Source organism: Desulfuromonas thiophila, assembly GCF_900101955.1.
In the GTDB taxonomy this organism is placed as follows: domain Bacteria; phylum Desulfobacterota; class Desulfuromonadia; order Desulfuromonadales; family Desulfuromonadaceae; genus Pseudodesulfuromonas; species Pseudodesulfuromonas thiophila.
On sequence record NZ_FNAQ01000015.1, the window covers coordinates 36,940 to 57,817 of the forward strand.

General features: G+C 60.9%; 18 protein-coding genes, 1 other RNA gene and 1 pseudogene. 14 read left to right on the forward strand and 6 right to left on the reverse strand.

The window, feature by feature from the left end; genetic code table 11:
• Nucleotides 1-29 precede the first annotated feature (29 nt).
• The 7 genes from BLR80_RS10515 (at nucleotide 30) to coaBC (ending at nucleotide 7,047) form a co-directional block, all read left to right on the forward strand.
• On the forward strand, nucleotides 30-440 hold the full coding sequence (locus BLR80_RS10515; protein WP_092079768.1) for a response regulator: 411 nt from the start codon (nucleotides 30-32) through the stop codon (nucleotides 438-440).
• Nucleotides 437-886, forward strand: coding sequence for a universal stress protein (locus tag BLR80_RS10520; protein WP_092079771.1), 450 nt, complete (start codon nucleotides 437-439; stop codon nucleotides 884-886). Before BLR80_RS10515 ends, BLR80_RS10520 begins: the two co-directional genes overlap by 4 nt.
• 182 nt (nucleotides 887-1,068) lie before the next feature.
• Nucleotides 1,069-2,271 (forward strand): hybrid sensor histidine kinase/response regulator, encoded by a 1,203-nt coding sequence (locus tag BLR80_RS10525; protein WP_245691487.1) that lies wholly within the window; start codon nucleotides 1,069-1,071, stop codon nucleotides 2,269-2,271.
• Nucleotides 2,268-3,896, forward strand: a complete 1,629-nt coding sequence (locus BLR80_RS10530) for an NAD(P)/FAD-dependent oxidoreductase (protein WP_143012138.1) — start codon at nucleotides 2,268-2,270, stop codon at nucleotides 3,894-3,896. Before BLR80_RS10525 ends, BLR80_RS10530 begins: the two co-directional genes overlap by 4 nt.
• Nucleotides 3,897-3,975: 79 nt before the next feature.
• On the forward strand, nucleotides 3,976-5,181 hold the full coding sequence (locus tag BLR80_RS10535) for a 3'-5' exoribonuclease YhaM family protein (protein ID WP_092079774.1): 1,206 nt from the start codon (nucleotides 3,976-3,978) through the stop codon (nucleotides 5,179-5,181).
• On the forward strand, nucleotides 5,171-5,803 hold the full coding sequence (locus BLR80_RS10540) for an MBL fold metallo-hydrolase (protein ID WP_092079777.1): 633 nt from the start codon (nucleotides 5,171-5,173) through the stop codon (nucleotides 5,801-5,803). The genes BLR80_RS10535 and BLR80_RS10540 overlap by 11 nt, the downstream gene beginning before the upstream one ends.
• Nucleotides 5,800-7,047 carry a bifunctional phosphopantothenoylcysteine decarboxylase/phosphopantothenate--cysteine ligase CoaBC gene (gene coaBC / locus BLR80_RS10545; protein ID WP_245691489.1) on the forward strand — a complete coding sequence of 416 codons (1,248 nt, stop codon included), beginning with the start codon at nucleotides 5,800-5,802 and terminating at the stop codon, nucleotides 7,045-7,047. The genes BLR80_RS10540 and coaBC overlap by 4 nt, the downstream gene beginning before the upstream one ends.
• A gap of 13 nt (nucleotides 7,048-7,060) precedes the next feature.
• Here the strand turns inward: coaBC and BLR80_RS10550 are convergent, their stop codons facing one another.
• Nucleotides 7,061-7,969 (reverse strand): zinc dependent phospholipase C family protein, encoded by a 909-nt coding sequence (locus BLR80_RS10550; protein ID WP_092079780.1) that lies wholly within the window; start codon nucleotides 7,967-7,969, stop codon nucleotides 7,061-7,063.
• Nucleotides 7,970-8,077: 108 nt separating this feature from the next.
• Here BLR80_RS10550 and BLR80_RS10555 point away from each other — a divergent pair, with 108 nt between their 5' ends.
• Together BLR80_RS10555 and BLR80_RS10560 are read left to right on the forward strand one after the other, a co-directional pair.
• Entirely contained in the window at nucleotides 8,078-8,785 is a 708-nt protein-coding gene (locus BLR80_RS10555) for a uracil-DNA glycosylase (protein WP_092079783.1), read from the forward strand.
• Nucleotides 8,782-9,651 carry a tetratricopeptide repeat protein gene (locus BLR80_RS10560; RefSeq protein ID WP_092079785.1) on the forward strand — a complete coding sequence of 290 codons (870 nt, stop codon included), beginning with the start codon at nucleotides 8,782-8,784 and terminating at the stop codon, nucleotides 9,649-9,651. Before BLR80_RS10555 ends, BLR80_RS10560 begins: the two co-directional genes overlap by 4 nt.
• Before the next feature lie 34 nt (nucleotides 9,652-9,685).
• Here BLR80_RS10560 and BLR80_RS10565 read toward each other — a convergent pair whose 3' ends face one another.
• A complete protein-coding gene (locus BLR80_RS10565) occupies nucleotides 9,686-10,072 on the reverse strand; it encodes a Rid family detoxifying hydrolase (protein WP_092079788.1) in 387 nt (128 codons plus the stop codon).
• Between the two features lie 192 nt (nucleotides 10,073-10,264).
• Between BLR80_RS10565 and BLR80_RS10570 the strand changes: the two genes are divergently transcribed.
• From BLR80_RS10570 to BLR80_RS10580, 3 genes are read left to right on the forward strand one after another with little or no spacing between them, the layout of a single operon-like run.
• A complete protein-coding gene (locus BLR80_RS10570) occupies nucleotides 10,265-11,164 on the forward strand; it encodes a histidinol-phosphatase (protein WP_171906420.1) in 900 nt (299 codons plus the stop codon).
• Complete coding sequence (metF, locus tag BLR80_RS10575) at nucleotides 11,158-12,045, forward strand: methylenetetrahydrofolate reductase [NAD(P)H] (protein ID WP_092079794.1); 888 nt, start codon at nucleotides 11,158-11,160, stop codon at nucleotides 12,043-12,045. Before BLR80_RS10570 ends, metF begins: the two co-directional genes overlap by 7 nt.
• 5 nt (nucleotides 12,046-12,050) lie before the next feature.
• Complete coding sequence (locus BLR80_RS10580) at nucleotides 12,051-12,953, forward strand: selenium metabolism-associated LysR family transcriptional regulator (protein WP_092079797.1); 903 nt, start codon at nucleotides 12,051-12,053, stop codon at nucleotides 12,951-12,953.
• A 26-nt stretch (nucleotides 12,954-12,979) separates the two neighbouring features.
• Here BLR80_RS10580 and BLR80_RS10585 read toward each other — a convergent pair whose 3' ends face one another.
• On the reverse strand, nucleotides 12,980-14,359 hold the full coding sequence (locus tag BLR80_RS10585; protein WP_092079800.1) for a sigma-54-dependent transcriptional regulator: 1,380 nt from the start codon (nucleotides 14,357-14,359) through the stop codon (nucleotides 12,980-12,982).
• A 340-nt stretch (nucleotides 14,360-14,699) separates the two neighbouring features.
• On the opposite strand from BLR80_RS10585, the gene BLR80_RS10590 reads away from it, so the two are divergent.
• On the forward strand, nucleotides 14,700-18,146 hold the full coding sequence (locus BLR80_RS10590) for a pyruvate carboxylase (protein ID WP_092079803.1): 3,447 nt from the start codon (nucleotides 14,700-14,702) through the stop codon (nucleotides 18,144-18,146).
• Between the two features lie 143 nt (nucleotides 18,147-18,289).
• On the opposite strand, the gene BLR80_RS10595 is transcribed toward BLR80_RS10590, so the two are convergent.
• The 3 genes from BLR80_RS10595 to ssrS form a co-directional block, all read right to left on the reverse strand.
• Nucleotides 18,290-18,754: a ferritin-like domain-containing protein gene (locus BLR80_RS10595; RefSeq protein WP_092079806.1), complete on the reverse strand. Its 465-nt coding sequence runs from the start codon at nucleotides 18,752-18,754 to the stop codon at nucleotides 18,290-18,292.
• A 98-nt stretch (nucleotides 18,755-18,852) separates the two neighbouring features.
• Nucleotides 18,853-20,058 (reverse strand): TraB/GumN family protein, encoded by a 1,206-nt coding sequence (locus BLR80_RS10600; protein WP_092079809.1) that lies wholly within the window; start codon nucleotides 20,056-20,058, stop codon nucleotides 18,853-18,855.
• 132 nt (nucleotides 20,059-20,190) lie between these two features.
• A non-coding RNA gene (gene ssrS, locus BLR80_RS10605) (6S RNA) lies at nucleotides 20,191-20,371 on the reverse strand.
• A 257-nt stretch (nucleotides 20,372-20,628) separates the two neighbouring features.
• Between ssrS and BLR80_RS10610 the strand changes: the two are divergent.
• Nucleotides 20,629-20,878 (forward strand): annotated as a pseudogene (locus BLR80_RS10610) (hypothetical protein); the annotation flags it as partial.

Consider the following 20,878-nt stretch of genomic DNA (forward strand, 5'->3'; position numbering starts at 1 on the left):
CGGGAACAGATGGCGGAACGGATGGGGCGATGCGGGCAGGCAAGCGGGTATTGATCGTTGATGACGAAGAAAACAGCCGGTTGGGGCTGGGTGCCCTGCTGCAGCGTGATGGCTATCAGGTAAGCTATGCCGCTGACGCGGCGGCAGCGCTGGCGCAGCTGGATCAAGCGCCCGTGGATCTGATGCTCAGCGATATCCGCATGCCGGGCATGAACGGCCTGAGCCTGCTCGAACAGGTACGGCAGCACTATCCCACCGTACAGGTTATTCTGGTCACTGCCCACGGCGATGTCGATCTGTATTTGCAGGCGATCAATCTTGGCGCCTTCGACTTCGTCCATAAGCCGGTCAAGGTCAGTGAACTCAAACTGGTGCTCGACAAGCTGTTTCACGCTCATTCATCCTGTCTGTTGACACAATGCTATGGAGGTAGCGCATGAAAACGTTCAAAAACATTCTGTTTGCCACCGATTTCTCCGAGTGTTCCAAAGCCGCTTTCGAGTATGCCTTTGGTTTGGCCAAGGCCTGCGATGCCAAGCTGACGATTCTGCATGTCATCAGCGAGCCGGTCGATCTGCGAGGCTTTTACGTGCCGCATATGACCTTTGACGCCTTGGCCAAGGAAATCGAGGAAGGCGCGCACAAGCTGATGGATGAGTTTTGCGCCAAGTATGTCGATAACGGTTCCTGTTGCTGCGATCGTCGGGTGGTGTCGGGTATTGCCCACGAAGTGGTGATCGAGCAGGCCAAGGAACTTGGCGTCGATATGATCGTGATGGGAACCCATGGCCGCAGCGGGCTGGATCATGTGTTGTTTGGCAGTACGGCCGAGAAGGTGGTGCGGAAATCGCCCATTCCGGTATTGACGGTAACCCAGCAGGCGTAATTGCCGCCCCGGCCGGCTTAGCGCCGGTGCGGGGTTTCTGCCGGATTTGCGGGCGGGCCTTCGACAGCGGGCCCGCCCGCTTTGTGTCCGGTGGCTGTCACCGTCGCGCTGGCGGCCAGGTCTGAGCTGGCCAGCCGGGGTGTCCGGTCCGGTCGCGCCCATATCCAAATGCAGGAGCCAAGGTGGAGACGCAACAGCGCGAAAAGATTCTGGTGGTCGATGACGAACCGGTGATCGTCGATCTGTGTCAGATGCTGCTGAGCGGGCGGGGCTATCCGGTGGCCACGGCCCGCGACGGCCGTGAGGCGCTGGCCATGGTGGAGCAGTTTGGCCCGGCGGTGGTGCTGCTCGATTACATGATGCCCCAGATGGACGGCATGGCGGTGCTCAAGGCCATTCGTCGTGATTTTCCCGATGTGCGGGTGATGATGTTTACTGGCAAGGGCAGCGAGCAGGTGGCCGTCGAGGTGATGAAGGCCGGCGCCAGCGATTATCTGCTTAAACCCTTCACCGCGCAGGATCTGGTTGACCGGATCGACAAGGTGTTGCGGGTGCGCCGCATCGAATTGGCCAACCAGCGTCTCGAAGCCGAGCAGCAGCGCCTGCAGCAGGAGGTGCAGGCTTGGAACCTGGAACTGGAACGGCGGGTGGCCGAAAAAACCCTGGCGCTGGAGAAGGCGCACCAGGAGCGGATACAGGCGGAAAAATTGGCCACCGTCGGGCATCTGGCCGCGGGTCTGGCACACGAGGTGCGCAATCCCCTCAATGCCATCAGCCTTTTTGCCCAATTGCTGGCTGGAATGGTCAAGCCGGGCAGTGAGGCTCAGGGCTATACCGACAAGATTCTGTGCGAGGTTGACCGCATTGATGCGCTGGTGCTGCAACTGCTGAATGCCAGTCGCCAGCCCGCAGGCCTGCGTGGACCACTGCTGTTGCAACAAGCCATCAATGAGGCGTTGCAGCGCTTTAGCGAACAGTTGCGTTGTCAGGGAATTGATCTGCGCTGTGACCTGCAGGCCGATGCCCTGCCGATGCAGGGCGATTTTGCCGAGGTGGTGCAGATTTTCACTAATCTGATTGCCAACGCCCTGCAGGTGCTGCCGGAAGGTGGCCAGCTGGCCATCCGTCTGCGCCAGTTGGATGAGCTGTTGCGGGTCGAGGTGACCGACAATGGCCCCGGCATTGCCTGTGACAACCAGACCCGTATCTTCGATCCCTTTTTTACCACCCGCGCCAAGGGTGCGGGTATGGGGTTGTCGGTGGTGTTGCGCATTGTCAAAAGCTGTCAGGGACGTATCCGGGTGGAAAGCGCGCCGGGAGAAGGTACCTGTTTTGTGCTGGAATTTCCTCTTGCCCCCGCCGATGCGGCTGAGGTGGCCCAATGAGCCGGCCGCTGCGCTGGCGGTTGGCGCAACTGGCCCTGACCCTGGAGGAGGACGAGAGCCAGTTGCCGCTGCGGCTGGCGCAGCAACTGGGATTGAAGCCTGAACAGCTGGCTGACTGGCGCATCTGTCGCCGCTCCATTGATGCCCGTCGCAAACAGCGCATTCTGCGTCTGTACACGCTGGAATTTTCACTGCAGGCAGGGGTGTCGCTGCCGTTGCCGGCCCAGCACATGGCGGGGTTGGAACCGGTGCCGCCGCCGGTTGTGGCACCGGCGCTGATACGCACGCGCCGGCCACGCAGTCTGGTGGTGGTCGGCATGGGCCCGGCCGGATTGTTCGCGGCGCTGGAACTGGCTCAATGTGGTCATCGGGTGCGGCTGCTGGAGCGCGGGGCCCCTGTCGAGGAGCGGGTGCCGGCGGTGGCGGCATTTTGGGCCGGCGGGCCGCTGCTGCCGGATACCAATGTCCAGTTTGGCGAGGGTGGCGCTGGAACCTTTTCCGATGGCAAGTTGACCACCCGCATCCGCCATCCGGCGACGGCCCATGTGTTGCAAACCCTGGTCGACTGTGGCGCTCCGGCGGATATTCTGGTACAGGCCAAGCCCCATGTCGGCACCGACCGACTGCGGCGGGTCTTGCTGCATTTCCGCCAGCGGCTGTTGGCTCTGGGGGTCGAACTGTGCTATCACAGCCGTCTGACCGGATTGCAGATTGAAAAGGGTTGTCTGCAGGGGCTTGAGTGGCGCGACCGCGCTGGTGAGTCCCGCTACAGTGCTTGCGATGCCCTGGTGCTGGCCACTGGTCACAGCGCCCGCGATACCTATCAGCTGTTGGCGGCGGCCGGGCTGGAACTCGAAGCCAAGCCCTTTGCCGTGGGAGTGCGCATCGAACATCCGGTCACGGCCATCAACCGCATGCAGTACGGCCGCGAACAGCATCCGCATCTGCCGCCGGCCGACTATGCCCTGACCTGGAATGACAGCGTCAGTGGCCGGGGGGTCTATTCCTTCTGCATGTGTCCCGGCGGCGAGGTGGTGCAGAGCGCCAGCGAGCCCGATACGGTGGTGGTGAACGGCATGAGCCGGCTGCGGCGTGATGGCCCGCTGTCCAACAGCGCCCTGGTGGTGACGGTGCGACCGGAGGATTTCGGTGGGCTGCGGGACCCTCTGGCGGGCATTGCCTTCCAGCGCCGGATCGAGCAGCGTGCCTGTGGCGGTCCGGGTGATTACCGGGTGCCGGCCCAGAACCTGCTCGACTTTCTGGGCCAGGGCCGTGGTGGAGATCTGCACAGCAGCTGCCGGGCGGGGTTGCGCCCGGCCGAATTGCGTGAGCTTTTGCCCGATTTTGTTTATACTCTGCTGCGCCAGGCCTTGCCGCAGTTCGATCGGCGCATGCGGGGTTTCGTCAGTGGCGCGGCGGTGTTGCTGGCGCCGGAAACCCGCACCTCGGCGCCGGTGCGGATTCTGCGCGGGGCCGATCTGCAGGCGACTCGCTGCTGTGGTCTGTACCCCGCCGGCGAGGGCGCCGGTTACGCTGGCGGCATTGTCAGTGCGGCTGTCGATGGTTTGCGGGTGGCCCGGCAGCTGGCAGCGGATCTTGACGCCGCGCGACCTTCCGGCGTCTGACGACTGCTTGCCTGCCTGACAGGAACCCTCAAGAGACCGGCTGCTGAGCCGGCTGGCTTTACAGGAAGGATAAACCGGAGTGAAATCAGTCTATATTGAAGCAATTCGCGAACGCGATCAGGTCGACAGCCTGTTTCTGGTGCGCGACAAGACCCTGGCGCTGGCCAAGAATGGCAAGCCTTACATGACCCTGCGGCTGATGGACCGCACCGGTGAGGTCGAGGCGCGGGTGTGGGATCGGGTGGATCAGCTTGACAGCCTGTTCGCCAAGGACGATTTCATTCGCGTGCGGGCCAAGGCCAGTGTCTACCTGGGCAAGATGCAGCTGGTGGTCAGTGATCTGCAGCCGGTGGCCGAGGAACAGGTGGATCTGGCCGATTTTCTGCCGGTCAGCAGCGCCGATCCGCAGCAGATGCTGCAGGAGGTGCTGGGGTTGATTGCTGCCATGACGGATGGTGACTATCGCCGGCTGCTGCAGGCTTTTTTTGCCGATGCGGATTTCGTCGCCCTGTTTTGCCAGGCCCCGGCCGCCAAGTCGATGCACCATGTCTACCTTGGCGGGTTGCTGGAGCATTCCCTTAGTGTCGCCCGCCTGGCCGGTGATGTCTGCCGCCGTTATCCCGCCATCAATGCCGATCTGCTGCTGTGTGGCGCCCTGTTGCACGATATTGGCAAGGTGGCCGAATTGCGCTATCGCCGCAGCTTTGATTATACCGATGAAGGCAAGCTGATCGGCCATATCGTCATGGGTGTCGAGATGATTGATGAGCGTCTGCGCCAGCTGGCGGATTTTCCACCGCTCAAGGCCATGTTGATCAAACATCTGTTGCTGGCTCATCATGGCCAGTACGATTACGGCTCGCCCAAGCGGCCCAAGACGCTGGAGGCCGTGGTGCTCAATTTCATTGATGATCTTGATTCAAAGATCAACGGTGTCAGCGCCCATATCGAGCGTGAAACGGCGGCCGGTAGTGACTGGACCAGCTATCACCGCTTGTATGACCGGTATTTTTTTCGGCCGCCAACTGCTGGCCGGACCACCAGCGCGGCCCCTTTGTCTCCCGGCGCTGAGTCGGTTCCGTCGGTCCAGGTTGTGACGCGACCCTGCGCAACGCAGGCCCCGGCGCCAACCGCGCCTGCAATGACAACTGAGGCTGAAGCGAAAAAGACCGCAGCCAAAACCGTACGACCTGGGTCCGGCCCCCTCAAGGCGAGTCTGGCCGACCAGTTTGCCGGACTGAATCTGGAACTCTTTTCCGACCGGGAGGAGGCGCATGATCGTTAAAACGCTGGCGGTAGGCCCGTTGCAGGTGAACTGTTATCTGGTGGGCTGCCCGCGCACGGCCAAGGCCCTGGTGATTGATCCGGGCGACGAGGGCCCACGCATTCTGGCAGCCTTGGCCGAGGCCGGTTTGCAGGCGGTTCTGGTGGTGAATACCCATGGCCATTTTGACCATGTGGGCGCCAACGCCTGTCTGGTTGAGGCCAGCGGTGCTGAACTGGCTCTGCATGCCGCCGATCTGCCGCTGTTGCGCCAGGCAGCCCGTCAGGCGGCCAGTTATGGTCTGCAGACGCCGCCCTCACCGGAGCCTGACCGCCTGCTGCACAACGGCGATCTGATCGAGATCGGCGATCTGTCCTTCGAGGTCATTCATACGCCGGGGCATTCGCCAGGCGGTATCTGCCTGTATGGTGAGGGCCATCTGTTTTGTGGCGATACCCTGTTCGCCGGCTCCATCGGCCGCACCGACCTGCCCGGCGGCGATCTTGATCAGTTGCTCGGTCATATCCGTAACGATCTGATGATTCTGCCCGAAGCCACCCAGGTGCACCCGGGACATGGACCGGACAGTACCATTGGCCGTGAAAAAAGCCTCAATCCCTTTATCAACGGAGACTACCTGTGAGTGAGGCGGTAGCGCCGGTGGACCAGCCGCTGGCCGGCAAGCGCATTGTCCTGGGGGTCTGCGGCGGTATTGCCGTTTATAAAAGCGTCGAATTGCTGCGCCTGTTGACCAAGGCCGGTGCCACCGTGGATGTGGTGATGACGCGCAACGCGCAGGAATTTGTCACGCCGCTGACCTTCCAGACCCTCAGCGGCCGACCGGTGCATACCGAGCTGTTCAATTTGTATCAGGAGCAGGAAATCGGACATATTTCGCTGGCCGACCGGGCTGATCTGTTTGTGGTGGTGCCGGCGACAGCCAACCTGATCGGCAAGGTGGCTGGCGGTATTGCCGATGATCTGCTCAGCACGGCCCTGATGGCGACCCGGTCGCCGGTACTTTACGCGCCGGCGATGAACGTCAACATGTATGAAAACCAAGTGGTACAGGACAATCTAGCGCGCCTGTGCCAGCGTGGTGCGACGCTGGTCGAGCCGGTCTGCGGCAGCCTGGCCTGTGGCTGGGAGGGCAAGGGCAAGCTGGCACCGGTGGAGGAGATTTTCGAGCGGGCCCTGTGGCTGCTGACGTCCCAGGATCTGGCGGGTGAGCACCTGCTGGTCACGGCCGGCCCGACGCGCGAGCGTATCGATCCGGTTCGCTATCTGAGCAATGATTCGTCCGGCCTGATGGGCTATGCCCTGGCGCGGGCGGCGCGTCAGCGCGGCGCGCAGGTGACACTGGTCAGTGGCCCGACAGCGTTGCCGGCACCTCTTGGTGTCAATTTGCGGCGGGTGGAAAGTGCGGCGCAGATGCTTGACGCGGTGTTGGCGACCTTGCCGGCGGCGACACTGGTGATCAAGGCGGCGGCGGTGGCGGACTACCGGCCCTGCCAGATGGCGGCGCAGAAACTCAAAAAACAGCAGATGGCCGCGCCCTCTCTGGCGCTGGAAAAAACGCCGGATATCCTCAGTCAGATTGCTGCTTGCAAGGGGGATCGGCTGGTGGTGGGTTTTGCCGCCGAAACCGAGCGCCTGCTCGAACATGCGCGTGACAAACTGGAGCGCAAGGGGCTGGATCTGATCGTGGCCAACGATGTCACCCAAGCCGGTGCCGGTTTTGAATGTGCGACCAATATCGTACAGATTCTGCATGCCGATGGCCGTTGTGAGGCGTTGCCTTGTCTGACCAAATGGGCCGTGGCCCACGCCTTGCTTGATCGGCTGGTGGCACTGCGCTGCCAGCGGGCGGTGGATTCACAGCCTTGATCGTTGCAGCGTTTTATGATTGTGGGCCGCTCCAGGTCAGCAGCTTTTCCGGTGCCGTGACACTGTCGCGGAACAATGTAGCGATCTGGGGCAGCAGCTCGGCGCTGAGTTCGGCTGGCAGCTTGCCATCAAGCCACAGGTTGCGCAGGTTGGTGCGTAGCTGATTGGCCAGCTGCAGGGCGCGTTCGCCGGTAGGATCGGCACGGAAGTAGGGACTCTGTGGCTCCTGCAATACGCTTAGAGCCGCCTGCCGGGCCCGCACCAGATAGTCCTGTCGTTCCGGCGGTGCCAGATGCCAGCGCGAGCGTTTGTCCAGACTGCGCAGCAGCTTGCGCCAGCGGCGGATGCGGCTGATCAGCAGCATCGAGTTGAACAGGCGCTTGTTGGTGGCGAAGGAAAACAGGGTGGTGCTCAGCTGGTCGCGCAGCAGGCGGTCATTGTCGCTGAAATCGTGTCGTGCCAGCTGCCGAGCTTGCAGCCAGATTGCCCGTGGCACCTGGGCCTCGAAGCGCAGTTCCCAGTAGGCGTGGTTAAGCAGCAGGCTGTTGTAACTGCAGACGGTTTTGAAGGGGACCATTTCGCCGTGCGCGATGGTATCGGCGGCCAGATGGGCCAGATAACCCCAGGCGCAGGCCTGCTGTTCCGGCGTGGTGGCCGCCGCTAGAATGCGGCGACCCATCTGCCAGCTGTGACAATGCCGGAGGTAATGGGTGTATTTTTTGCCCAGGGTGATGTCGGCGCTGATGCAACCGTAGAAAAAATCGGCGCTGTGAGCGGTCAGCAAAGCCTGCAGCGCCGGTGGCAGCAGCTGGGGTTGGGCCAGTAGTTCGCTGGCCAGTTGCAGGTGGACACCGAAACCCCAGGCCCAGGCGGCTTCGGGCAGCAGCAGGAAAAGCAACAACGCCAGACCTGTCACAATCATTGCCGGCTCCTTGGTGGCGGTTGCTGTCGGTGCGCGGGGTGGTAACCGGCAGCGGATATCCTTTCGTCCACCATAGTCCGTACCGCCAGCCTTGTAAAGGATCGCTCCATGCCTCAGAATCTGGCCGACCTGCTGCTGCAGGGCCACAGCCTGCTCAATGATCTGCACCATCTTGGTCTGCACTGGCTCGATGGCGTCGCTCCGCCGCCGTCAGCGGTGCCGGCGGCAGCCTCAGCGAGGGTCTCCGGCTCGACCGAGCGCGAAAGCCTGGACCAGATCCGGGCCGACTTGGGGGACTGTCAGCGCTGTGGCCTGGCGCGTCAGCGCCACCATCTGGTGTTCGGTTGCGGTGATCCGGCGGCGGCATTGGTTCTGGTTGGCGAAGGGCCGGGCCGCGAGGAGGATCTCAAGGGGGATCCCTTTGTCGGCGAAGCCGGCCGATTGCTTGACAATATTCTGTTGGCCATGGGTCTGCAGCGATCGCAGGTTTATATCTGTAATGTCATCAAATGCCGGCCGCCGCAAAACCGCAATCCTCAGGCAGAGGAAATCGCGGCCTGCGAGCCTTTTCTGCGTCGTCAGCTGGCGGCCATCCGTCCTCAGCTGATCGTGGCCTTGGGCAAGTTTGCCGCCCAGACCCTGCTGCGCAGTCAGACGCCGATCAGCCAGTTGCGTGGTCATTGGCAGGAATACGACGGTATTCCGTTGATGCCGACCTACCATCCGGCCTACCTGTTGCGCAATCCGGCCGGCAAGCGCGAGGTGTGGCAGGACATGAAACAGGTGTTGCAACGCCTGCGTCAGGTGGCGGCATGAGCCGGCGGCAGCTGCTGGTTCTGGTTGTGGCGGGCCTGCTGGCCTTGGGCAGTGGTGGCTGTGCGACGGCAGCGGTTTCCAAGGTGCCCGATGCTGCCGCTATTCACGCCCAGCTGGCCCGTCAGCATCTGGCGGCCGGCCGGCCGCTGTGGGCGCTCTACAGTCTGCGTGAGGCGGTGGCTCTGGCGCCGGGTGAGCCGGCGTACCGTCGCCAGCTGGCGGGTGTGCTGTACGATCTGGGGTTTGCCGATCAGGCCATAGCCGAAATGGAGCAGCTGTTGCCCCTGACCGGGCAACAGGATTTTCTGCTGTTCGAACTGGGCACCTACCGCTTGGCGGCCGGCCGTATCGCTGCGGCGCGGCAGGCGTTTGAAGCGGTGGTGCAGCTTAATCCGGGTTTTTCCCTGGGGTACTATTATCTGGCGGAAACCCTGCTGCGTCAGGGCGACTATGCCAGCGCCGGGCGGGCGGCCGCCTTGGCGCAACGCTTGGGGCTGCCTGGTTTTGATATGCAGCGGCGCCTGGCCGATCTGGGGATCGCCTTGCCGCCACAGCCCTGGGCCGATGATGGTGGCCTGATCTACCTGCGGCGCATTCGTCTGACCCAGGCCGAGCAGGCGCATCAGCTGTTGCAGCGATTGGCTCAGGGCGAGCGTTTCGAGGATCTGGCGCGGGCCTACGGCGAAGCCGAGGAGCAACGCAGTGGCGGTTATGTGGGCGCGTTGGTGCCATCGCAGCTGCAGCCGCACCTGGCGGCGCGGCTGCAGGCGTTGCGCCCGTTTGATTCGCCGCAGCTGATTGAACAGGCGGGTGACTGGTTGCTGGTACAGCGCATTGCTCCCTGGCAGGCGCCGCATCGGCCCTGAACGGGGCAAGTGCCGTTCTTTCCGGAGGCGGTGCTCAGGCCTGCCGACTGGCGATGCAGTCGATCTCGATGGCGGCACCCTTGGGTAGGGCGGCCACCTGGATGCAGACCCGCGCCGGCGGCGCCGGCGGGCCGAACAGTTCGCCGTAAAGAGCGTTGACGGTGGCAAAATCAGCCAGATCGGTCAAATAGACGGTTGTTTTGACAACCTGCTCCGGTCGTACTCCGGCGGCGCTGAACAGGGCCTGCAGATTGGCGAGCACCTGGCGCGTCTGGGCTTCGATGCCGCCGTTGACCAGTTCGCCGCTAACGGGGTCGAGCGGAATCTGGCCCGAAAAATAGACGGTATCGCCAATGGCGATGGCGGGCGAGTAGGGACCGATGGCGGCGGGTGCCGCCGGACTGCTGATCACTTGTTTCATGGATTCATCCTTTGCGTGGGGTTGGAGGTGGGATGTGCGCCGGCCGGCGCAAGCTTGAACCGCTTGCGACTTTAGCGCTGCCTGGCCGCACTGTAAAGTTTGATGCATGCGCGAAAGGCATCAGGTTGGCTGACCAGGGCGGTTGCCACTGCCGGGAAGGCTTGTCTTCAACCCCTGTACCTGGGAGCACTTATGATCTCCGTCTCTGCCGGAACCATGGTTGCCGCCGGCGCCTCTCCCAAGATCTCGGCCCATGGCGGTCACAGCGGCTCCTTTTGTCTCCATGCCGCCGACAGCCTTGAAGCGCTGGTGCAGGCCTATTGTGAGCAGGGTTTCAGCCGTGTCGGCCTGACCGAACACATGCCGCCGCCGGCGCCCAACTACCGCTACGCCGATGAGGTAGCGGCCGGTCTGACGGTGACGCAGATGGAGACGCGCTTTTGCGCCTATGTTGCCGAAGCGCGGCGCCTGCAGCGTCAGTATGCCGGTCGCCTGCAACTGGATGTGGCGATGGAAAGCGAATGGTATCCGGGCGCCGCCGAACAGGTCCGGCGCTTGTGCCGTGATCACCGGCTCGACTATCTGGTCGGTTCGGTGCACCATGTCGGTGGGGTCAATTTCGATTTTTCCCCGCAGGATTATGACCAGGCGGTCAGGCACTGTGGTGGCATCGAAGCTCTTTATCGGGCTTACTTTGATGCCCAGTACGATCTGATCGTGACCCTTGAACCCCAGCTGGTCGGTCATTTTGATCTTATTCGTCTGTTCGATAGCGACTACCGCCAGCATCTGGAACTGCCAGCGGTTGCCGAACGCATCGAACGCAATCTGGCGGCGATCCGCCAGCGGGGTCTGACGCTGGATCTGAACATGCGGGCGCTGCTGAAGGGGGCAACCGAGCCCTATCCGGCCCTGCCGCTGTTGCAGCGCGCCGTAGCCCTGGGCATTCCACTGGTTCCCGGCGATGATGCCCACCGGGTGGCCGATGTCGGCCAGGGCATCGACCAGGCCTATCGTCTTCTTGCCGAACTGGGGGCGCTGCCGGTGTGCTGGTCGCCCACCAGGATCTCACCAAAGGATGTTCCATGCTGATGAAGCAGATTCTCGACCGCCAGCAGCCCTCGCTGAGCTTTGAATTCTTTCCGCCGCAAACCCCGGCCGGCTGGCAGGCGCTGGAGCAGGAGATCGCTGCCCTGGTGCCGTTGCAGCCAACCTCGGTCAGTATCACCTATGGCGCTGGTGGCTCGACCCGTGACCAGACCCACAAGCTGGTGTTGCGCATTCAGCGTCAGACCGGTATTACCGTGGTGCCGCATCAGACCTGCGTTGCGGCTTCCCGCCAGGAGGTGCGGGAGATTCTGACGCGCTACCAGAATGAGGGCATTGAAAATCTGCTGGCTCTGCGCGGTGACCCACCGCGTGACCAGCCCAACTGGCAGCCGCCGGCCGACGGTTTTGTCCGGGCGGCCGATCTGGTGCGTTTTGTGCGGCAGGAATTTCCAACCATGAGCATTGGCGTGGCGGGGTTTCCCGAGGGCCATCCGGCGACGCCCAATCGTTTGCTGGAGATGGAGTATCTGCGACAGAAGGTCGCGGCCGGAGCCGACTATATTGTGACGCAGTTGTTTTTTGATAATCGTGACTTCTACGACTTCTGCGAGCGCTGTGAACTGGCCGGCATTCGGGTGCCGGTGCTGGCTGGCATCATGCCTTTGCGCAGTCGCAAGAGCATGGAGCGACTGGCCGAACTGGCCGCTGGAGCCCGTTTCCCGGCGGCGCTGCTGCGGCGGCTGGCCGCGGCGGCCGACGATGGCGAGGTCGAGCGTATTGGCATCGACTGGGCTACCGCGCAAGTGGCCGATCTGCTGGGCCAGGGGGTGCGCGGCGTTCATTTCTATACACTCAACAGCGCGGCGGCAACGCGGGAGATCTTCCGCCGGCTGGGATTGCCGGCGGCGTGCCAGGGAGAATAAGGCCAGTGGATATTCGACGGCTTGAGGTGTTTTGCAAGGTGGTTGATCTGGGCAGTTTTACCCGCGCGGCCGAGGCGTCACAGCTGTCGCAGCCCTCGGTCAGTGAGCATGTGCGTACCCTGGAAGAACAGTTTGGCGAAAAGCTTATCGATCGCCTTGGCCGCCGGGCACAGCCGACCCATGCTGGCAAGATTCTTTATCAGTATGCCCGGCGGATCATCCAACTGAAGAATGATGCCGAGCAAGCTATTCGCCAGTATCAGGGTAATCTTTCTGGGCGCTTATCGTTGGGAGCCAGTACCATCCCCGGCGCTTATCTGCTGCCGTCGTTGCTGGAGCAGTTCAAGCAGAACTATCATGCCGTCGAGTTGATGCTGCGCATTGCCGGGACCACTCAGGTGGTGGAAGAGGTGCTCAAGGGCACCCTGGAACTGGGATTGATCGGTACCCAGTGGAAGGATCAGCGCATTGACTGCCAGCCCCTGTTTGGTGACGAACTGGTGCTGGTGGTGCATCCTCAGCATCCTTGGAGCCGGGCGGGGCGAGTGGCAGCAGCGCAGTTACTTGACAGCCCCTTTGTGCTGCGTGAGCCAGGCAGTGGTACCCGCATGGAGATGACTCAGGCGCTGAAACAGGTGGGTGTTGATGTGACCCAGTTTCAGGTGGTGGCCGAGGTGGGTAGCAACGAAGCGGTGCGCCAGGCTGTGCGCAGTGGTATCGGCGCGGCGATTTTGTCCTCCCTGGCCGTGGCCGAGGACGTTGCGCGTGGCCTGCTGTGCCCAGTCCGGATTGATGAACTGACCTTGCCGCGCCGGTTCTATCTGGTGCAGCGGCGTAATCGCCAGCTCAGTCCGCTGGCTGAGGCCTTCTATCGTCATTTGCTGGAAAGCGAGTCTGTGCCGGCCTGAGCGGCAGAACAAGGCCGTGGCGCCGGTCACAGGCCCAGACGGCGCATCTTTTCCACCAGGGTGGTGCGGTTGATGCCCAGCAATGTTGCCGCCTGGGCCTTGACGCCGGCGCTGCGCTGCAGCGCCTGGCGGATCCAGCGGTTTTCAAGCTGGCGCAGCAGCTGTGGCATGTTGATGCCGTCTTCCGGCAGGTCCTGCAGTCCGTCGCGTGCCAGTGACGCCTGCCGGGCGCCACAGATATGAGCCGGCAGATCCTGGACATTGATCTGGCTGCCGTCGCACAGTGCCACCATGCGTTCCATGATATTTTCCAGTTCCCGCACATTGCCCGGCCAGTTGTAGCCTTCGAGGATCTGCAGCGCGGTGGGATCAAGACTGACCAGATCACGCTGCAGGGCTTGACAGCTTTTGCGCAGAAAATGCTGTGACAGCAGGGCGATGTCCTCGCGCCGCTGCCGCAGTGGCGGCAGGGTCAGCGGAATGACGTTGAGGCGGTAAAACAGATCCTCCCGGAACTGTCCCTTGACAATCATCTCTTCCAAGTCGGCGTTGGTCGCCGAGATCACGCGCACGTTGAGCTTGATGCGGTGGTTGCCACCAACCGGCTCGACCTCCTGTTCCTGCAGCACCCGCAGCAGCTTGAGTTGCAGGTGAACCGGCATGGTACCGATTTCATCGAGAAAAATGGTGCCGCCGTTGGCCAGTTCAAACTTGCCCATTTTGTTGGCGATGGCGCCGGTAAAGGAACCGCGCATGTGACCGAACAGCTCGCTTTCGAGCAACTCCGCCGGAATGGCGCCACAGTTGAGGGCGACAAAGGGGCGGTCTTTGCGTGGTCCGTTAAAATGGATGGCACGGGCGACCAGTTCCTTGCCGGTGCCGGATTCGCCCAGAATCAGCAGGGAGGAGTCGGTTGGCGCGATTTTTTCCATGCGGGCGAACAGCTGCTGCATGGCCGGACTGGTGCCGATGATGTTGGTGAAACTGTAACGGGCGCGCAACTGCTGGCGCAAAAAAGCGTTTTCTTTCAGCAGATGCTGGGTTTCCAGGGCCTTGGCGATGATGATCTTGAGCTTTTCGGCGTTGAGGGGCTTGGTAATGTAGTCGAAGGCGCCATTTTTCATGGCTTCCAGGGCGCTGTGGGCCGAGGCATTGCCGGTGATAAGAATGACATTGGTGTCCGGTGCCCGCTCCTTGACCCGCCGTAGAATTTCCAGTCCGTCCATGCCCGGCAGCATCAGGTCGGTGATGACGATAGCCGCCGTGTTCTGGTCAAGCCAATCAAGGGCATCCTCGCCACTGGCAACGCAATGGGCGCCATAGCCGGCCTGCTTGAGCAGACTGCACAGTGCCAGCCGGCTGCCGGCATCGTCATCGATCAGCAGAATCGAAACCGTCGTTGACATCGCTTCTCCCCCCCTTTTCTACCGCAGACGCCCAGCATTCTGCTGTTCTGTCATTAAATTGACGGATCATAGCACGCCTGCTGTTGCCGGGCCGGTTTTTTTTGCGGGGATAACGCGGCGCGGGTTTTCTCCGCGAAATCTGGTAACATTTCGCTCAGCTGTTGTCGGCTTGAGGAATTGTCCTTGACAGGGCAGCAGCGGTCTGTTTGAATGTTTCATCTAAGTAATTGAAATAAAAGCATATTTTACAGTTATACTAAAAAAAACGTTTGTTTTTTGCTGGTGCTAAAACTGTATTTGGTTCTCTGAATCCCATCCTTTTCTGTTTTTAGGAGGTTGCATGGCTGTACGACCGTTCAAGAAGATCATGGCTGCCAATCGTGGCGAAATCGCCATCCGTATTTTCCGTGCCTGTACTGAACTGGGTATTGGCACCGTGGCCATTTATTCCGCCGAGGACAGACTGTCGTTGCATCGCTACAAGGCTGATGAGGCCTATCAAATAGGCAAGGGCAAGGGCCCGATTGATGCCTATTTGGGGATCAATGAAATCGTTGAGCTGGCCCGCGCCAAAGGGGTCGACGCCATTCATCCCGGCTACGGTTTTCTGTCGGAAAACGCCGAGTTTGCCGAAGCTTGCGAGCGGGCTGGCATTGCCTTCATCGGCCCGACGGCCCAGATTCAGCGGCGCCTGGGCAACAAGGTGGCGGCCCGCGAGGTCGCTCTGGCTGCCGGTGTTCCCATCGTGCCGGGCACGCCCAAACCGGTCAATCGCGAGGAGGACGCCCTGCTGTTCGCCAAGGAATGCGGCTATCCCATCATTGTCAAGGCGGCGGCCGGCGGTGGCGGCCGTGGCATGCGGGTGGTGCGCAACCAGAAGGAACTGCTCGAAGGGCTGAAATCGGCCGCCTCCGAGGCGGCAGCGGCCTTTGGCGACGGTACCGTGTTCCTCGAAAAATTCATCGAGAATCCCAAGCACATCGAAGTACAGATCATGGGTGACCAGCACGGTAATCTGGTGCACTACTTCGAGCGCGACTGCTCCATCCAGCGTCGTCACCAGAAGGTGATTGAGCTGGCACCCTCACCGTCGTTGGGCGAGGACAAGCGGCGTCTGGTGTGCGATTACGCCATGAAGATCGCCCGCGAGGTCGGCTACGTCAATGCCGGTACCGTCGAGTTTCTGATGGATAAAAACGGGGATTTCTACTTCATCGAAACCAACCCACGCATTCAGGTGGAACATACCGTGACCGAACTGGTGACGATGCGTAATCTGGTGCAAACGCAGATTCTGGTCGCACAGGGTTATAAGCTCTCCGATCCGGAAATCGGTATCAAGAGCCAGAAGGATATTGAGCTGCGCGGCTACGCCATCCAGTGCCGGGTGACGACGGAAGATCCGGCCAACAACTTCGCGCCGGATTTCGGCATCATCAAAGCCTATCGCACAGCGGTGGGTTTCGGTGTGCGTCTCGATGCGGCCAATGGCTATTCCGGCGCGGTGATCACACCGCATTACGATTCACTGCTGGTCAAGGTTTCCACCTGGGGATTGACCTTCAACGACGCCTGTCGCACCATGAACCGCGCGCTGCAGGAATTTCGTGTCCGCGGCGTTAAGACCAACATTGGTTTTCTCGAAAACGTGGTTAATCACGCGCCTTTCCGGGCCGGTCAGTGCGATACCTCCTATCTTGATACCTACCCGGAACTGTTCAATATTCGCGAGAAAAAAGACCGCGCCAACAAGCTGCTGCACTATATCGGCGATGTGTCGGTCAACGGCTATCCCAATATCAAGAAGCGTCTGCATTTCAGCGAGCTGCGCGAGGCGACGGTGCCGGAGATTCCCCTTGACGCTATCCGGCCACGTGGTACCCGTGACATCCTGATGGCTGAAGGGCCCAAGGGGCTGGCTGACTGGGTGCTCAAGGAAAAGCGCCTGTTGCTGACCGACACCACCATGCGCGATGCGCATCAGTCGCTGCTGGCTACCCGTGTGCGCACCTACGATCTGGAACGCATTGCCCATGCCACCAGCCATCTGGGTGGCGGGTTGTTCTCGCTGGAGATGTGGGGCGGTGCCACCTTTGATGTGGCCATGCGCTTTTTGACGGAAAATCCCTGGGAACGGCTCGACCGACTGCGGGCGCAAATTCCCAATTTGCTGTTCCAGATGCTGCTGCGTGGTTCCAATGCCGTGGGTTATACCAACTATGCCGACAATGTGGTGGAGGACTTTGTCGCCAAGGCGGCCGCCGGCGGTATCGATGTGTTCCGCATCTTCGACTCGCTTAACTGGACCAAGGGCATGAAGGTGGCCATGGAGGCGGTGCAGAAAAACAACGCCATCTGTGAGGCGGCCATGTGCTATACCGGCGACATCACCGATCCCAAGCGCGACAAGTACCCGCTGGAATATTATGTCGGCATGGCCAAGGAACTCGAGCAGATGGGCGCCCATATTCTCGGCATCAAGGATATGGCCGGTCTGCTCAAGCCGTTCGCCGCGGAAAAACTCATCAAGGCTCTTAAGAACGAAATCGGCATACCGATCCATCTGCATACCCACGACACCTCCGGCAATGGTGGCACCATGCTGTTGATGGCGACCCAGGCTGGTGTCGACATCGTCGACACGGCACTTTCGTCCATCTCGGGTCTGACCTCGCAGCCGAGCATGAATGCGCTGCTGTCGACCCTCAAGGGCACTATCTGGGAGCCGGCCGTCAACACCACAGGCCTGCAGCAGCTGGCCAATTACTGGGAGACTGTACGGACCTATTACGAACCCTTCGAGTCCGAACTGCGTTCGAGTACGGCTCAGGTGTACGAGCACGAGATCCCCGGCGGCCAGTATTCCAACTACAAGCCGCAGGTCGAGGGTTTGGGGCTGGGGCACCGCTGGGAAGAGTGCAAGCAGATGTACCGCAAGGTCAACGACATGTTTGGCGACTTGGTCAAGGTGACACCGTCGTCGAAGATTGTCGGCGACATGGCCATGTTCATGGTGCAGAACAACCTGCAGCCGGAGGATGTGATGCAGCGTGGTCAGGAGTTGACCTTCCCACAGGGAGTGGTTGATTTCTTCAAGGGCATGCTGGGCCAGCCCCATGGTGGTTTCCCCAAGGAACTGCAGAAGATCATTCTCAAGGACGAGGAGCCCTTTACCCATCGGCCGGGAGAGTTCCTTGAGCCGGTCGACTTTGCCGCCCGCAAGAAGGAACTGGAAAACAAGTTGGGTCATCCGGTGAAGGATCGCGATGTGACCTCGGCGGTGCTCTATCCGGCCGTGTTCGAGGAGTTCGATAACCATCGCCAACGCTTCAGCGATACCTCGGTGTTGTCAACGCCGCTGTATTTCTATGGCCTGGATGTCGGGGACGAAGCCAGCATCGAAATCGAGTCTGGCAAGACGTTGATCGTCAGGCTCACGGCCATTGGCAAGGTGCATGAGGATGGCACCCGCAATATCTACTTCGAGCTCAATGGTGAACCGCGCCAGATCCTGGTGAAGGACCGTTCGGTGAAAACCGACGAGGTGGAGCACCAGAAGGCGGAAAAGGGCAACGATAAGCAGGTTGGTGCCCCCATGCCGGGCAAGATCTTCAAGCTCAATGTCGCGGTGGGTGACGAGGTGAAGGAAGGTGATACCCTGATTGTCACCGAGGCGATGAAGATGGAGACCAACATCAAGGCCAAGGTGGATGGCGTTGTCCAGCAGATTCTGTTCAAGCAGAACGATCAGGTTCAGCAGGGCGATCTGCTGTTGGTGTTGGGTTAGTAAGATCACGGGCCCCGGCCTGCCGTCAGGCAGACCGGGGCCCGCATCAGCAGCGGCAGAGCAGCAAAATCTGCATAAAAAAACCGCCGGAGCCCACAGGCTCCGGCGGTTTTTTTATGTGTGGCTGCGAGAATGAACAGTGATCAGGACGATTTGCCCAGCAGAGCGTTGTATTCCTCGACACAGAGTTCGTAATGGTTGTGGGTGGAACGGGCGTTGGCCAGATAGACTGCCTTGACATCGGCATCATTAATCTTCGCTGCCATGGCCAGCAGATCTTTTTCCAGGGCTTCTTCCTGCTCAATCGCCAGCTCAATCGCTTTGCGCTCGTCAAAGTCGGCCAGCAGGGCCTGTTGCAGCGATTTCCACCAGGAGGATTCGGTATTGGGAGGTGCGCTGATGAAGGCATCGAAAGACGGCACATCATCGCCCTTGTAGATATTGAAAAACATGTGGGCGTGCTGCTTCTCTTCGTTGGCCAGAATTTCAAAAGACTGCCGGGCCTTAGGGTCCGCCATCTTCTCGGCCCCGTACTTATAGTAATCCATGGCGTCTTTTTCGGTCTGCATGGCCGCCTTGATGGCCCGCTGTAGTTCTTGCTGTTCCATGTTTGGGATCCCTCCGCTATGGGTAAAACATCAACAAAGTGCCGCGATTGTATCCAACTTTCGTTGATATTGCAATCGCCGCCTGCCGCTTCGCCTGCTCACAGCAGTTGCTTGAGCCAGCCGAAGGCCACCAGTGTGCCGAGACTCGAACCAAGGGAAGACAGAAAGAAGACCAGCAGTATCCGCGTCAGGCGGTTACGCCACCAGCCTGACAGGGTCACCACCGCCTCCAGCACAGCCTCCATGTCGCGCACCTTGGGGGGGACCAGCAGCGCCTGAACGAAGGCGGTGACGAAGCCGGCGCCGATGGTGGGATTCAGCGAGGTGATGGGGGCGGCGACGAAGGCGGCCACCACGGTCAGCGGATGGCCCCAGGCAACCAGCGTGCCCAGAGCGCTGAGGCTGCCGTTGGCCAGAATCCAGGCCCCGGCAGCTTGGTAGAGTTGTTCGCGGTCGGCAAAGAAGAAGCCAATGACAAACAGTGCGGCGACCAGCAACGGAATCAGCCAGGGCAGCAGCCGTGAATAAAGAGGTTTGACGGGAATGCTGGCCAGTTCGGCCAGGGCGGCGTCGCTTTCGTTGTGGGCGAGATGGCGGCAGATGCCGGGAATGTGGGCTGCGCCGACCACGGCGACGATCCGCGCACCCGCCGTCTGACGAAGCTGATGGGCCATCCAGCGGTCGCGCTCGTCGACCAAAATACTTTTGGCGGCGGGCAAGAGATCACCCATTTCTTCAAGCATGGAGGAGAGACTGTCGGACTGGCGCAAGCGGGCAAGTTCCTCCTCGTCAATCTCGTGTTTTTCGAACAGGCCGGCAAAGAGCGTGGTGACCAGCTGTATTTTCTGCCATAGCCCGGTCTTGCGCCAGGCCCGCAGCAGGGTAGTGCGGATGTCACGGTCGATGAGATGGACTGGCAGGCTGCGTTCTTCGGCTGCCTGGGCAGCGGCGGCCAGCTCCTCGCCAGGTCGCACACCGGTCTGCAGCCCCATACGTTTCTGGAACGATGCCAGAGCCAGGTTGGCCATCAGAAAGGGAATCTGGCCTTGACGAATGACCTGGCGGATATTGAGCTGTTCCCAGCGGTTACGTTCAGTCAGGTGCGCGTAGCGCTGGGCATCAAGTTCAACACAAACAGCGTCAGGTTGTTCGGTGGCGATGGTGTGTTGCACCATTTCAACCGAGGCGCGGGAGATGTGGGCGGTGCCGACCAGCAGGATTTCGCGGCCGTTGTGGTGGATGCGGTGCAGATCGCCCGTTGCAGTCGGGGCCTCTGTGGCTCTCTCGGGTACGGTGCTGGACATGGGAATTCCGGCAGGCGACGGTATCCGACGGGGAACCGCCCTGCGACAAAAAGTGGCCGCCGACAGCGGAAAAGAGGAACAACGATAGACAAAACAAAGGCATCAGGCAGGGTGACCTGATGCCTAGATGAAGCGCTCTCCACGCCAGCCGTGAATCTTTGGCCTCACAACGAGAGCCAAACAGGTGGGGTCCCTTGTGGGCGTATCAGGCGTCCCTCTACGGGGAGGGCTGGCACACAACACCTCTGGAAGAAACCCCGATTCATGCATATTCCGCGTGGGCGTTCAGATTTCACGCACTGGGCAGAGAGCTGCATCATCGTTGTTTTTAGCAACAGCCTGGAGAGGAAGTTCTCCTTATGTGCTGCTGTTGTCTAAAGTATATGTCAGGCTCATCTTGTCTGGCAAGGGTAAAACGGAGGCAGCGAACCGTCGTTGAGGAGGGGCCGCTGGTGGCTTGGTTTCATCGTGCAGCCGTGCTACCATTATCAGATTGTCAGTCTGTGGAGCGGCGCCGGTTTTCTTGGACACTGATTTGGGGTAATGTCCCCGTGTCCAAGGAGATTGACAATGACCAAACAGAACCAGAACGAAACCGTCACAGGACCGTTGGCCGAGGGGCAGCGCTGGAGTGCCGCCCGCAAGCGTGAAGTGGTCCTACGTCTGCTGCGGGGCGAATCCGTTGATGCGCTATCCCGCGAACTGAGCATTGAGATCTACCGCCTGGAGCAGTGGCGAGAGAAAGCGCTGGCCGGGATCGACGAGTCGCTGAAAAAACGCCAGAATGATCCCGTCCAGACTGAACTCAACCAGGCCATGC